This window comes from Amycolatopsis thermalba, assembly GCF_023376025.1.
GTDB lineage: Bacteria > Actinomycetota > Actinomycetes > Mycobacteriales > Pseudonocardiaceae > Amycolatopsis_E > Amycolatopsis_E thermalba.
On the sequence record NZ_CP091196.1, the window covers coordinates 6,889,286 to 6,901,577 of the forward strand.

The following is a 12,292-nucleotide window of genomic DNA, read 5'->3' on the forward strand; positions in this document are numbered from 1 at the left end:
GCCGGTCCGTCGCCGGACCGGCCGTTGCTCCCCGCGTTACCGGAAGCTCTCCGGCGGCCGCGTGGTCGCGCCGCTGTCCGACGCGGTGGAACCGGTCGGCTGGCGCATCTCCTGCGTGGCCGCCTCCGCGGTCGGCGTGGTGGCGCGGGTGGCGTCCTCACGGCCCCGCTGGTAGGCCTCGGCGTGTGCCTTGGCGGCCGGGATCTGCTCCTCGGCGCGGCCCAGCCAGCGCTCCCAGCGCTGCTGCATCGGCTTCACCAGGCCACCACCGGCGCCGACGACGACCACACCGGCGACCGTCGCGAGCACGGTGATCAGCACCGGCGTGGTGACCGTGGTGGCCACGCCGATCTGGTTCAGCGCGGCGATGATGCCCAGCGCCCAGATGAACACCGCGGCGATCGTGCCCAGGGTCTTGCCGTAGGACAGGCCGCTGAGGGCGCTGCCGATCAGGTCCTTGACGGCACGGGCGATGGCGCCGGCGATGACCACGATGATGATCGCGACCGCGGCCTTCGGCAGCCACGCGACGATGCCCGCGAGCAGGCCGCTCACCGGGTTCGGGCCCCACACCCCGAAGGCGATCTGCAGGGCGATCAGCAGGACCGCGTAGTACACCAGCTTGGCGATGATGTCCGAGGCGTCGTACTTGCTCTTGGCGAGCATCTGTTTGATGCCGCCGCGCTCGACGACGCGGTCAAAACCGACCTTCTCGAGCACCTTGTTCACGATCTTGCCCAGCGCTTTCGCGACGAACCACCCGATCGCGAGGATCACCAGGAACGCGACGAACTTCGGCACGAAGGTCGCCACCGCGCTCCAGGCGTTGGACACACCCTGGCCGAAGTCGACGGCCGCCAGGTTGGACGTTGCCACTGGCCTCTCTCCCTTCCGTTGCAGGAGCAACCTGCGCCCCGTTTCTGAAGCGCTTCCGGTGGAGTGGCTACCCAGCCCCGGGAGGGCCACACCTGAGTGACCTGCGGTTATCCCCCACACGTGTGACGTAGGCCGCTCGGGAGGAGGGGGTGCGGGATGGTGCTCAACCGGCGGCTTCCGGCCACGTCGCGGGCCGCGATCAGCCCGCCACCGACTCCGGCCGCCGCGCCGGCACCGCGACCCGGCTGACGTCCGAGGCCACCACGACCTCCCCGCCGAAGAACTCCCCCGCCTCCGCGCGGAACGCCTCCGGGTCCGCGTACCGCTGCGAGAAGTGCGACAGCACCAGCTTCCGCACCCCGCACTCCGCCGCCACGCGCCCGGCCTGCGCGGCCGTCAGGTGGCCGTACTCGGCGGCCAGCGCGGCGTCCGCGGACAGGAACGTCGACTCGATCACCAGCAGGTCCGCCCGGTCGGCCAGCTCGAACACGCCGTCGCACAGCCGGGTGTCCATCACGAACGCGAACCGCTGGCCCCGGCGCGGCTCGCTCGCCTCCGCCAGCTCGACCCGCCGGCCGTCGACCTCGATCGAGCCCTCCCGTTGCAGCCGCCCGACCGCCGGGCCGCGCACGCCGAGCCCCGCCAGCCGCTCCGGCAGCATCCGGCGGCTGTCCGGCTCGACCAGCTGGTACCCGAACGACTCGACCGGGTGCGACAGCCGCCGCGCCACCAACCGGCCGAACGCCCCACGCGCGATCACGCCCGGCTCCGCCACCGGCGACTCCACCAGCTCCGCCGTCTCGTGGAAGACGCTCGCGTGCCGCAGCCGCGCGAAGTACTCCGCGCCGGACGCCGGGTAGTGCGCGACGACCGGGTGCCGCACCCCGTCCAGCGACAGCCGCTGCACGATGCCCGGCACGCCCAGGCAGTGGTCTCCGTGGAAGTGGCTCAGGCAGATCCGCGTGATCGAACTGGCCGCCACCCCGGCGAACAGCATTTGCCGCTGCGTGCCCTCGCCGGGGTCGAACAGCAGGCCCTCGCCGTCCCAGCGCAGCAGGTAGCCGTTGTGGTTGCGGGTGCGGGTCGGCACCTGGCTCCCGGTCCCCAGCACCACCAGTTCACGCACGGACACTCCCCGACCCTAGGCCGCGCAGCCGCAGCGCCATCCACAGCTCCGCCCGCACGTCGGGGTCGTCGAGGTCCCGGCCGGTCAGCTCGGCCACCTTGGCGATGCGGTTGCGCAAGGTGTGCCGGTGCACGCCGAGCCGCGCCGCCGCCGGGTCCCACTGCCCGTGCCGCCGCAGCCACTCCGCCAGCGACGCCACCAGATCACCCCGCCCGCCCTCGTCGTGGCGCACCAACGGCTCCAGCACCGCGGTGGCAAACGCTTGCGCCTCTTCCGCGGGAAGCAGCGAGACCAGGTCACCGCGGAACCGCACCAGCTCGGTCGCCGAGGCCACGCCCACCGCCCGCCGGTGCGCCGAAGCCAGCTCGGCGTACCCGGCCGCCGGTGCCACCCCACCCGTCAGCTCCGGGGCCGGCCAGCCCGGCGGCGCGATCGCCACGACGAATCCCTCCACCTCCGCGGGAAACACCGGGCTCCCCTCGAGCGCGTCGAGCACCCGTTCGGGTGGCCCGGTGAACGCGAAGACCTCGACCGGCTCCGGCGGCAGATCGACGATCCCCGCGACCAGCTCGTGCTGCCCGGCCAGCAGCAAAGACATACATGCGGTATGCATCTTGCGTCGCACCGTTTCCACGCCGTCCGCCCGCGTCAACGCCAGGGTGAGCAGCGAGGCGGCCGCGCTCAGCACGTGCCGGCTGGTGCGGTCGAACGGCTGCGGCCGTCCGGCGACGAGGAACCCGTGGTTGCGCAGCACCTGGACGACCACGTGCTGCCCGTCCACCTCGAAAGTCGCGCTCGCCGGACCACCGCGCAGCCGCGCCAGTTCGCCCGCGACGGAAGCCAGCCGTTCCGCGGCCGCCGCCGGCGCGGCGCGCACCAGCTCACCGCCGCGGCCGACCAGCAGCACGAACCCGTCGAGCAGCCGCGCCAGCCGCCGCACCGCCGCGTCCGGGCCGCGCAACGCCGCCCGCGTCAGCTCCTGCTGTGCCGCGTTGGTCGCGGTGACCTCGGCGTACGAGTCCGCCGCCAGCGCCGCCGACACGGCCTTGCTGATCGCGATGAACGGCGTCCGCCGCGGCACCTCGATCAGCGGCAGCCCGGCCGCGGCGGCGGCGCGCACCAGGCCGGCGGGCACTTCGTCGTGGCTGAGCCCGATGCCGAAGCCCAGCCCGGCCAGCCCGCGCGCGGTCAGCCGGTCCACGTACTCGGTCTCGCCCGACAGGCGCAATCCCGTGGTGAGCAGCAGCTCGCCGCCTTCGAGGAACGGCGTCGGGTCGTCCAGCTCGCTGACGTGCACCCAGCCCACCGGACGGTCCACATCGGACTCCCCGGCCAGCGCACGCAGACCGAGCGTCGGATCGGCGAGCAGCCGCCGCAGGGTCACCGGCATGTCCACCACTCTGCCACTTCGTCCAGTTTCCGGGTATCCAACTGGCCAGTCCGGCCATTTCCGTCCGGTCCGGGCGAGCCGATGCTGGACGCATGACCTTCCCCTACTGGGTCGCCGGCCGCCCGGCGTCGAGCGACGACCTCGTCGAAGTCCGCAGCCCCCGCGACGGCGCCCTCGCCGGGACCACCAGCAACGCGACCGCCGAGGACGTCGAAAACGCCGTCGCTGCCGCGCACGACGTACGGCACGAGGTCGCCCAGCTGCCCGCGTACGTGCGCGCGGACGCCCTCGACCACGTCTCGCGGCGGCTGGCCGAGCGCGCCGACGAGATCGCGAACCTGATCCACGCCGAGTCCGGCAAGCCGCTGAAGTGGGCGCGCGCCGAGGTCGGCCGTGGCGTGTCCACCTTCCGCTGGGCAGCCGAGGAGGCCCGCCGCTTCTCCGGTGAGCTGCAGCGGCTCGACACCGACGCCGCCTCGGCCGGGCGGCTGGCCCTGGTCCGCCGCGCGCCGCGCGGGCCGGTCCTGGGCATCACGCCGTTCAACTTCCCGCTCAACCTCGTCGCTCACAAGGTCGCCCCGGCGATCGCCGCCGGCTGCCCGATCGTGCTCAAGCCCGCGCCCGCGACGCCGCTGACCGCGCTGGTGCTCGGCGAACTCCTCGCCGAGACCAGCCTGCCCGCGGGCTCCTGGTCGGTGCTGCCGATGCCGAACGAGGCGGCGAGCGAACTCGTGGCCGATCCGCGGCTGCCGGTCGTGTCGTTCACCGGGTCCGGGCCGGTGGGCTGGTCGATCCAGGACCGGGTGCCGCGCAAGCACGTCACGCTGGAGCTGGGCGGGAACGCGGCGGCGATCGTCTGCCCGGACTGGACGGACCTGGAGTTCGCCGCGCAGCGGATCGCGACGTTCGGCACCTACCAGGGCGGCCAGTCGTGCATCTCGGTCCAGCGGGTCTACGCGCACCGCGACGTCTACGCCGAGCTGGCCGACCGGGTGGTCGCGCACGTGCGCAAGCTGGACGTGGACGGCGAGGTCGGCCCGCTGATCAACGAGGCGGCGGCGGTGCGGGTGCAGTCGTGGGTCGACGACGCGGTCGCCGCGGGTGCCGAGTTGCTGGCCGGCGGGACGCGGCAGGGCGCGACGGTGGCGCCGACCGTGCTCGCCGACGCGCCCGAGGACTGCGCGGTCAACGCCGAGGAGATCTTCGGCCCGGTGCTCTCGCTCGCGCCGGTCGACTCGGTCGACGAGGCCTTCGCCCGCGTCAACGCGTCGCGGTTCGGTCTGCAGGCCGGGGTGTTCACGCACGATCTGCGGATCGCGTTCGAGGCGTCGGCGCGGCTGGAGGTCGGCGGGGTGGTCGTCGGCGACGTGCCGAGCTACCGCGCGGACCAGATGCCCTACGGCGGGGTGAAGGAGTCCGGCACCGGCCGGGAGGGCCTCCGCGCGGCGATGGAAGACCTCACTGAGCAGCGGGTTCTCGTGCTGACCGGGGTCCGCTGAGATTTCCGAAAGAAAATTGTCCGGCCTTGTCGATTCGCCCGGTGCTCGATCGATGTCATCGTGACGGTCCCGCGGGGACACCACGAGAGCAGGGAGAAGACGATGAAGTTCATGGTCCTGGTCAAGGCCGACGAGAGCACCGAGGCCGGCGCGATGCCGACCGAGCAGGAGCTGGCCGAGATGGGCAAGTTCAACGAGGAGCTGGTCAAGGCGGGCGTGATGCTGGCCGGTGAGGGCCTGCACCCCAGCTCGAAGGGCGCGCGCGTGCGGTACTCCAGCGAGGGCACGACGGTGATCGACGGGCCGTTCGCCGAGTCGAAGGAGCTGATCGCGGGCTTCTGGATCCTCGACGTGAAGTCGAAGGAGGAGGCCGTCGAGTGGCTCAAGCGGGCGCCGTTCCAGAACACCGAGATCGAGATCCGGCAGGTGTTCGAGGCCGAGGACTTCGGTGAGGCGTACACGCCGGAGCTGCGTGAGGCCGAGGACCGGATGCGTCAGCGGATCGAGGAGCAGCACGGGCAGTAGGAGCTTGCCCTCGCCGCGGTGAGGTGGTGTGCTCGGTGACCGTGACGGTCACCGAGGCACACCGCACCATCGACGCTGTCTGGCGCATGGAGTCGGCGAAGCTGATCGCGGCGCTGACGCGCATGGTCCGTGATGTGGGGCTGGCCGAGGAGCTGGCGCAGGACGCGCTGGTCGCGGCGCTGGAGCAGTGGCCGTCGTCCGGAGTGCCGTCCAACCCGGGCGCGTGGCTGATGACGATCGCCAAGCGCCGCGCGATCGACCACTTCCGGCACCTGAAGATGGCCGAGCGCAAGCACGAGGAGATCGGGCTCGACCTGGAGACGACGCAGCAGGCGATCGCGGTCGAGCCGGACGAGGTGCCCGACGACCTGCTGCGGTTGATCTTCACGGCGTGCCACCCGGTGCTGAAGACGGAGGCGCGGGTGGCGCTGACGTTGCGGCTGCTGGGCGGGCTGACGACCGAGGAGATCGCGCGCGCGTTCCTGGTGCCGGAGGCGACGGTGGCGCAGCGGATCGTGCGGGCGAAGCGGACGCTGGCGCAGAAGAAGGTGCCGTTCGAGGTGCCGGCCGGGCCGGAGCTGGCGGAGCGGTTGGGGTCCGTGCTGGAGGTCGTGTACCTGATCTTCAACGAGGGCTACTCCGCGACGGCCGGTGACGACTGGATGAGGCCGCAGTTGTGCGCCGACGCGATGCGGCTGGGGCGGATCCTGGCCGGGCTGGCGCCGCAGGAGCCCGAGGTGTTCGGGTTGGTGGCGCTGATGGAGTTGCAGGCTTCGCGGTCCCGGGCGCGGGTGACGGCGGACGGTGAGCCGATCCTGTTGCTGGACCAGAACCGCGCGAGGTGGGACCGGTTGCTGATCGGGCACGGGTTGGCTGCCCTGGAGCGGGCCGAGAAGTTGTCGGAGGTGCGCGGGCCGTACGTGCTGCAGGCGGCGATCGCGGCGTGCCACGCCCGGGCGGGGACGCCGGAGGACACCGACTGGGCGCGGATCGCGGCGCTGTACGGGGAGCTGGCGGAGGTGGCGCCGTCGCCGGTGGTGGAGCTGAACCGGGCGGTGGCGGTGTCGATGGCGGCCGGCCCGGAGGCGGCGCTGCCGTTGGTGGACGCGCTGGCGGAGCTGCCGGCGATGGCGCGGTACCACCTGTTGCCGACGGTACGGGGCGACCTGCTCGCGAAGGTCGGTCGGCGGGAGGAGGCACGGGCGGAGTTCGAACGGGCGGCTGCGCTGACGCGCAACACCCGGGAGCGGGAGGTACTGCTGGCCCGGGCGGCGGAGGCTGCTGGGGGGTGAGTGGGGTTTGTTCGGCGCCCAGCTGGGCGTGAACGGACCATTCATCGCGATATGACTGGGACCTTCGTCGCGGCGTGAATGGACCGTTCATCGGAGGTCCGTTGACCCACTCGCGAATACACGAACGGTCCCTTCATCGCACCACCACTGGCCCACTCACGACCGCGCGAACAGGCCAATCACCAGGCCACGACCGGGCCCGCTCACCAAGGCATGAATGGACCGTTCATCGGGCCACCGTTGGCCCACTCACCGCCGCCCGAACAGTCCCCTTGCCTAGCCACCACCGGGCCACTCGCCAAGACATGAATGGACCCTTCATCGCGCCGCCATTGGCCCACCCGCTCACCCAACTCATGAACGGACCGTTCATCGATCCACTACTGGCCCAGTCATGAAGGCTGAAGGCATGAACGGACCGTTCATCGCCCCACGAGCGGTCCCACCACTCCCGTTATGAATGGGCCATTCACGGCGCCACCACTCGCCCCACTCGCGAACATATGAATGGGCCATTCACGGCGCCACCACTCGCCCCACTCGCGAACACATGAACGGACCATTCATCGCCCCGCCGCCGGCCCACTCGCCGCCTCATGAACGGGCCATTCATCGGGCCATCGTTGGCCCACTCGCTAACACACCAACGGGACGGTCACCAAGGCATTGCTGGGCCACTCGCCGCTTCATGAACGGACCGTTCATCGTCCCCTCACCGCTCACTCGCCGCCTCGTGAACGGACCGTTCATCGCCCCACCATCGGCCCACTCGCGCACACATGAACGGACCATTCATCGCCCCGCCGCCGGCCCACTCACCGCCTCATGAACGGACCATTCAGTCGCCCCGCCGGTACGCACAAGAACCTAAATCGACCCCAGGCCGGACTCCAGTAGGTCGAACATCCGCTCTCCGGCGCGCCCCACCGCCGCCGCGACCTCGGCCTCCGGCTCACCATCGGCGATACGCCGCAGGACCTCGTCGAAGAGTAGGCGCGCCACGCTCCCGATCTGGGCGGCGACCGCGCGCGCCGTATCGCTGTCCAGCTCGTCGAGGAGCGATGCGGCCAGCGCTTTCTCCCGCTCCTCGTGCAGCTCCCGCAGACGGGCGAGCAGCGTCGGGCTCTCGACGATCATCCGGGCGAACTCCGGCCCCGAAAAACCCAGCAGCGCATCCCGCCGCTCGAGGCCCGCTCGCCAGGCCCGCCGGAACGCGGCGACCAGCGGCCGGCCCCGGACCTCCGCCAGGCTCGCCACGAACGACTCGTGCACGTCGAAGACCAGGTCCTCCTTGCGCGGAAAGTGGTTGGTCACCGTCATCTTCGCCACCTGCGCCGCCTCCGCGACCTGCGCGATCGTCACCTCCTCGAAGCCCCGCGAGATGAACAACCGCGTGGCCACGTCCGAGATCGCCTGCCGCGTCCGCTGCTTCCTCAACCCGCGCTCCATGCACCCCACCCTAGCCAACTGATTAGGTTTGACCTAAAATTAGGTCGAACCTAACCAAAGCGCAGGAGGCACCGATGCGGCTGATGGCCGTCCACGCCCACCCCGACGACGAGTCCAGCAAGGGCGCCGCCACGCTGGCGCGCTACGCCGCGGAAGGAGCCGACGTCCTGGTCGTCACCTGCACCGGCGGCGAGCGCGGCGACGTCCTCAACCCGCGCCTGAACACCCCCGAGATCCGCGCCAACCTGCCCGAGATCCGCCGCCGGGAAATGGCCCGCGCGCGCGAGATCCTCGGTGTGCGGCAACGGTTCCTCGGCTTCCGCGACTCCGGCCTGACCGACGACCCGCCCGCGGACAGCTTCGCCCGGCAACCCCTCGGCACCGCCGTGCACAGGCTCGTCGAGGTCATCCGCGAGTTCCGCCCGGACGTGCTCGTCACCTACGACGAGACCGGCGGCTACCCGCACCCGGACCACATCCGCACCCACGAGGTCGCCGTCACCGCGTTCGACGCCGTCACCGGCACGCCCTGGCAGATCGCGAAGCTCTACTACCTCGCCACCCTGAGCCGCCAGTGGTTCCAGGCCATGCACGACGCGCTCACCGCACGCGGCCTCGACTCCGCCATGGGCGAGGTCCTGGCCGAACTGCCGGACACCGAAATCCCGATCACCACGCGAATCCACTGCGCGGACTACTTCGACGTCCGCGACCGCGCCCTGCTCGCCCACGAAACCCAGGTCGACCCCGCCCACGGCTTCCTGCGCCACCCGCGCGACGTCGAACGCGAGGTGTGGCCCACCGAGGACTACGTGCTGGCCCGCTCGCTGGTCCCGGCCGACCCGCCCGAGGACGACCTGTTCGCCGGGATCAGGGCTGTTTCGGCGGATCCAGCATGACCGTCGGGTCCGCCGGCGCGGGCTCGACCTGCTTGCGCCGCCGCTCCCGGAACACCCAGCCGCCGATCACGCCCGAACCGAACCCGAACAGGTGCCCCTGCCAGCTGATGCCCTCCTCGGCGGGCAGCAGCGCGGTGAACTGGTAGGCGAAGCACAACGCCATCACCAGCCCGATGACGAGGTCGATCGGCCGCCGGTCGAACAGTCCCCGCACGATGATGTAGCCGAAATATCCCAGCACGACACCGCTCGCGCCGGCGGTCACCCCGTTCGCCGGCGACACCAGCCACACGCCGAGCCCGCTGCCGATCACGATCAGCGCCGTGACACCGAAGAACTTCCGCACCCCGCGGTAGGCGGCGAGGAACCCGAAGATGAACAGCGGCCCGGAATTGCTCTCGATGTGTCCCCAGCTGAAGTGCAGGAACGGGGCCGTCAGCGCCTCGGGCAGCGAACTCAGCTCGCGGGCGCGGATGCCGAAGTCGAAGCTGAGCGCGTAGTCGGTGGCCCAGTTGACGATCTGCACGATCCAGATGACGGCGAGGAACCCGACCATGACCCACAGCGCCTTGCGCGCCTCGGCGATCATGGCCTGGGCTTCGGCGCCACTGGGCAGCGGGCGTTCCTTCATCCGGTCAGGGTAATGGAATTCGCGGCATTTTCCCGGCGAATCCGGAACGCCGAGGCGAGCAGGGTCACCACGAGCCCGGCGACGCCCCAGACCACCAGCACCACGATCGGCCCGCCGGTCGCGTTGCCGGCGAAGTAGACCTCGTCGCGGATCGCCTCGGTGCCGGCGCCGTTCGGCAACCAGTCGCCGATCGCGCGCCAGAACGGCGGCAGCAGTTCGGTCTGGTAGGCGCCGCCCGCGCTCGGGTTGCCGAGGATCACGAAGATCAGCACGGTGATGCCGACGCCGATGACGCCGAACAGCACCTGGAAGGCCATCGTCACGGTCGCCGCGGCGAAGGTGAGGGCCGCGCCGATCCACCACAGGGACAGGAAGTGCCCGGTCAGCGCGCCGAGGACCTGGTCGACGACCAGCGCGCCACCCAGGCCGGACACGATCGCGTAGGGCACCATCGCGGCGAGGCGGATCGCCGTGCGGCGCAGGGTCGCCGGCCGGGCGCCCTTCGCGATGCCGAGCGCGGCGGCGGCGAGGTAGCCGCCGACGAGCCAGCCGACGACGGCGTAGAACGCGGTCAGCCCACGCGCGTCGCCGGGCTGTGGTGGGACGAGGTCGGTGACGGTGAGGGTGCGGTTCTGCGCGGCGTCGAGCTGGGTGAAGACCTGCTCGACGGCGGTGGCGAGGGCGGGGCCCGCGGCGGTCGCGACCAGGAGGGTGTCGGTGGTGCCCGCGGTGTCGATGAGGTAAGCCGCCTCGACGTCGCGGTCGAGCACCCGTTGGCGCGCGTCGGCCGGGTCGGGGCTCGGCGACGCCTCGATCGGGGTGCCGTCGATGGCGTTGATCCGGTCGACCGTCTCTTGTGGACCGACGACGGCGACGGCGATCCGGTGCGGCGTGGGGCTGTGGAAGGCGCCGACGTAGGACAGGATGAAGCCGAGCTGCAGGAGCAGCACCCCGAGGACGAGCAGAACGGTCCGCGGGGCGATCGCGTCCCGCAGATCACCGGCGAGGCCGCGCGGGCCGCTGTGTTCGCTGGTCATGGCCCGAACCTAGGCTCGGCGGGGCCGTCCCGCGCGGCGAGAATTCACTCGATCCTGGTGCCCGCGGCAGGGAAGGCGATGACCGGCGGGGGCGGATGGCCGGACGAGGAGAGGTTGCCCCCGTGACCGCCTTGGCCCGGGGCGACCATCCCCTGAACCGGGGGTGAGCGGACACAGACGGCGGGTGGCTGGCCCCGGCGCTCCCCGCGGTGAGTGCGCGGCCAGCGCCCGGCGTCACTCGATTCCGCTGTCCTCCGGGCTGCTTCGCGCCAGTGCGGCCAGCGTGTCCAGCGCCCCGGCCAGCACGTCGAGCCTCGGGGAGGCCAGTGCGAGCCGCACGGCGGTGGGGGCTCGGCCGGGGGTTACGGCGAACGCCGCGGCCGGGGTGACCGCGATGCCGCGCCGCGCGGCTGCCGCCACGAAGGTTTCCGCCCGCCACGGCTCCGGTAGCTGCCACCAGCAGTGGTAGGCCCGCGGATCCGCCCGCACCGAGAAGCCCGCCAGCCGCGTGCGGACCAGCTCCTGCCGCGCCATCGCGTCGTCGCGCTTGGCGGCCTCGATCTTCGCCAGCGTGCCGTCCGCCATCAGGCGCGTCGCCACCGTCAGCGGGAACTGCGCGGCCGCCCAGCCGCCCGACCGCACCGCGGCAGCCAGCCGATCACGCAGAACCGGTGGCGCCACCGCGAAACCCAGCGTCATCCCGGGCGCGAGCCGCTTCGAGAGGCTGTCCAGCACGATCGTCCGCTCCGGCGCGAGCTCCGCCAGGGGCGCGACGTCCGGCCGCAGGAAGCCGTTGATGCCGTCGTCGATCACCGGCAGGTCCCGCTCCCGCACCGCCTCGGCCAGCTCGGCCCGCCGCGCCGCGGGCATCGTCACGCCCAGCGGGTTGTGCAGCACCGGCTGCAGGTAGACCGCCCGCAACCGCGGCGGCAGGTCCGGCACCACACCGGACGAGTCCATCTCCAGCGGCACCAGCGTGACCCCGAGCCGCGCCGCGATGCCCTTCACCACCGGGTACGTCAGTGCCTCGACCCCCAGCCGCTCGCCCGCCGGGACCAGCGCGGCCATCGCGGCGGCGATCGCCTGGCGGCCGTTGCCGGTGAACACCACATCCCCCGCGTCCGGCGCCCACTCGCCCCGTGCCAGCACCCGCGCGGCCTCCGCGCGCGCTTCGGCGGTCCCGGTCACGACGGACGGCCCCAGCCCCTGGACCAGCAGGTCCGGTCGCAGCACCGGGCCGAGGCTCGCGACGATCAACCCGGGTTGTTCCGGCAGGACCGGGAAGTTCAGCTCCAGGTCCACCGTCGCGCCCGCGGGTTCGGCCAGCGCGGACTCCGGCTTCGGCGCGGCGCGGATGTACGTGCCCCGCCCGGTCTCGCCGACCGCCAGCCCGCGCCGGACGAGCTCGCCGTACACCCGGGCCGCGGTGGAGACCGCGATCCCGCGCTGCCGGGCGAACCGGCGCTGCGGCGGCAGCTGGTCACCCGGGCGGAGCCGCCCGGCGGCGACGTCGGCGGCGACCGAGTCCGCGATCGTCCGGTAGTCCATCCACACCCCACATTGCACCG

At 72.1% G+C, this 12,292-nt stretch carries 11 protein-coding genes; 4 read left to right on the plus strand and 7 right to left on the minus strand.

Annotated features, from left to right (window positions below; genetic code table 11):
* Window positions 1-36: 36 nt before the first annotated feature.
* The 3 genes from L1857_RS33315 to L1857_RS33325 all read right to left on the minus strand — a co-directional run bounded on the left by L1857_RS33315 (window position 37) and on the right by L1857_RS33325 (window position 3,392).
* Window positions 37-876 carry a mechanosensitive ion channel family protein gene (locus L1857_RS33315; protein WP_094004469.1) on the minus strand — a complete coding sequence of 280 codons (840 nt, stop codon included), beginning with the start codon at window positions 874-876 and terminating at the stop codon, window positions 37-39.
* Between the two features lie 199 nt (window positions 877-1,075).
* Window positions 1,076-2,008 (minus strand): ribonuclease Z, encoded by a 933-nt coding sequence (locus tag L1857_RS33320; RefSeq protein ID WP_094004468.1) that lies wholly within the window; start codon window positions 2,006-2,008, stop codon window positions 1,076-1,078.
* Window positions 1,995-3,392 (minus strand): PucR family transcriptional regulator, encoded by a 1,398-nt coding sequence (locus L1857_RS33325; protein ID WP_240323269.1) that lies wholly within the window; start codon window positions 3,390-3,392, stop codon window positions 1,995-1,997. Before L1857_RS33325 ends, L1857_RS33320 begins: the two co-directional genes overlap by 14 nt.
* A 92-nt stretch (window positions 3,393-3,484) precedes the next feature.
* Between L1857_RS33325 and L1857_RS33330 the strand changes: the two genes are divergently transcribed.
* From L1857_RS33330 to L1857_RS33340, 3 genes are all read left to right on the plus strand, one after another.
* Window positions 3,485-4,891 (plus strand): aldehyde dehydrogenase family protein, encoded by a 1,407-nt coding sequence (locus L1857_RS33330; protein WP_116111542.1) that lies wholly within the window; start codon window positions 3,485-3,487, stop codon window positions 4,889-4,891.
* Window positions 4,892-4,993: 102 nt separating this feature from the next.
* The gene (locus L1857_RS33335) at window positions 4,994-5,416 is read left to right on the plus strand and encodes a YciI family protein (protein WP_094004465.1); all 423 of its coding nucleotides are present in this window, start codon (window positions 4,994-4,996) and stop codon (window positions 5,414-5,416) included.
* Window positions 5,417-5,502: 86 nt separating this feature from the next.
* Window positions 5,503-6,708 carry an RNA polymerase sigma factor gene (locus L1857_RS33340; protein WP_094004536.1) on the plus strand — a complete coding sequence of 402 codons (1,206 nt, stop codon included), beginning with the start codon at window positions 5,503-5,505 and terminating at the stop codon, window positions 6,706-6,708.
* A gap of 867 nt (window positions 6,709-7,575) precedes the next feature.
* Here the strand turns inward: L1857_RS33340 and L1857_RS33345 are convergent.
* Window positions 7,576-8,157, minus strand: coding sequence for a TetR/AcrR family transcriptional regulator (locus L1857_RS33345; RefSeq protein WP_162830569.1), 582 nt, complete (start codon window positions 8,155-8,157; stop codon window positions 7,576-7,578).
* A 74-nt stretch (window positions 8,158-8,231) separates the two neighbouring features.
* Here L1857_RS33345 and mca point away from each other — a divergent pair, with 74 nt between their 5' ends.
* Window positions 8,232-9,056: a mycothiol conjugate amidase Mca gene (gene mca / locus L1857_RS33350; RefSeq protein WP_094004464.1), complete on the plus strand. Its 825-nt coding sequence runs from the start codon at window positions 8,232-8,234 to the stop codon at window positions 9,054-9,056.
* Here mca and L1857_RS33355 read toward each other — a convergent pair.
* The 3 genes from L1857_RS33355 to L1857_RS33365 form a co-directional block, all read right to left on the minus strand.
* Window positions 9,028-9,687: a rhomboid family intramembrane serine protease gene (locus L1857_RS33355; protein ID WP_094004463.1), complete on the minus strand. Its 660-nt coding sequence runs from the start codon at window positions 9,685-9,687 to the stop codon at window positions 9,028-9,030. The genes mca and L1857_RS33355 overlap by 29 nt on opposite strands.
* Complete coding sequence (locus tag L1857_RS33360) at window positions 9,684-10,724, minus strand: ABC-2 transporter permease (protein ID WP_094004462.1); 1,041 nt, start codon at window positions 10,722-10,724, stop codon at window positions 9,684-9,686. Before L1857_RS33360 ends, L1857_RS33355 begins: the two co-directional genes overlap by 4 nt.
* A 234-nt stretch (window positions 10,725-10,958) precedes the next feature.
* A complete protein-coding gene (locus L1857_RS33365; RefSeq protein ID WP_094004461.1) occupies window positions 10,959-12,272 on the minus strand; it encodes an aminotransferase-like domain-containing protein in 1,314 nt (437 codons plus the stop codon).
* Between the last annotated feature and the right edge of the window lie 20 nt (window positions 12,273-12,292).

Excerpts from the sequence above, each read along its gene's own strand:
- L1857_RS33330 (WP_116111542.1), top strand. The coding sequence starts at position 3,485 with ATGACCTTCCCCTACTGGGTCGCCGGCCGCCCGGCGTCGAGCGACGAC.
- L1857_RS33335 (WP_094004465.1), top strand. The coding sequence starts at position 4,994 with ATGAAGTTCATGGTCCTGGTCAAGGCCGACGAGAGCACCGAGGCCGGC.
- mca (WP_094004464.1), top strand. The coding sequence starts at position 8,232 with ATGCGGCTGATGGCCGTCCACGCCCACCCCGACGACGAGTCCAGCAAG.
- L1857_RS33360 (WP_094004462.1), bottom strand. The coding sequence starts at position 10,724 with ATGACCAGCGAACACAGCGGCCCGCGCGGCCTCGCCGGTGATCTGCGG.
- L1857_RS33345 (WP_162830569.1), bottom strand. The coding sequence starts at position 8,157 with ATGGAGCGCGGGTTGAGGAAGCAGCGGACGCGGCAGGCGATCTCGGAC.
- L1857_RS33355 (WP_094004463.1), bottom strand. The coding sequence starts at position 9,687 with ATGAAGGAACGCCCGCTGCCCAGTGGCGCCGAAGCCCAGGCCATGATC.
- L1857_RS33325 (WP_240323269.1), bottom strand. The coding sequence starts at position 3,392 with ATGCCGGTGACCCTGCGGCGGCTGCTCGCCGATCCGACGCTCGGTCTG.
- L1857_RS33365 (WP_094004461.1), bottom strand. The coding sequence starts at position 12,272 with ATGGACTACCGGACGATCGCGGACTCGGTCGCCGCCGACGTCGCCGCC.
- L1857_RS33340 (WP_094004536.1), top strand. The coding sequence starts at position 5,503 with ATGGAGTCGGCGAAGCTGATCGCGGCGCTGACGCGCATGGTCCGTGAT.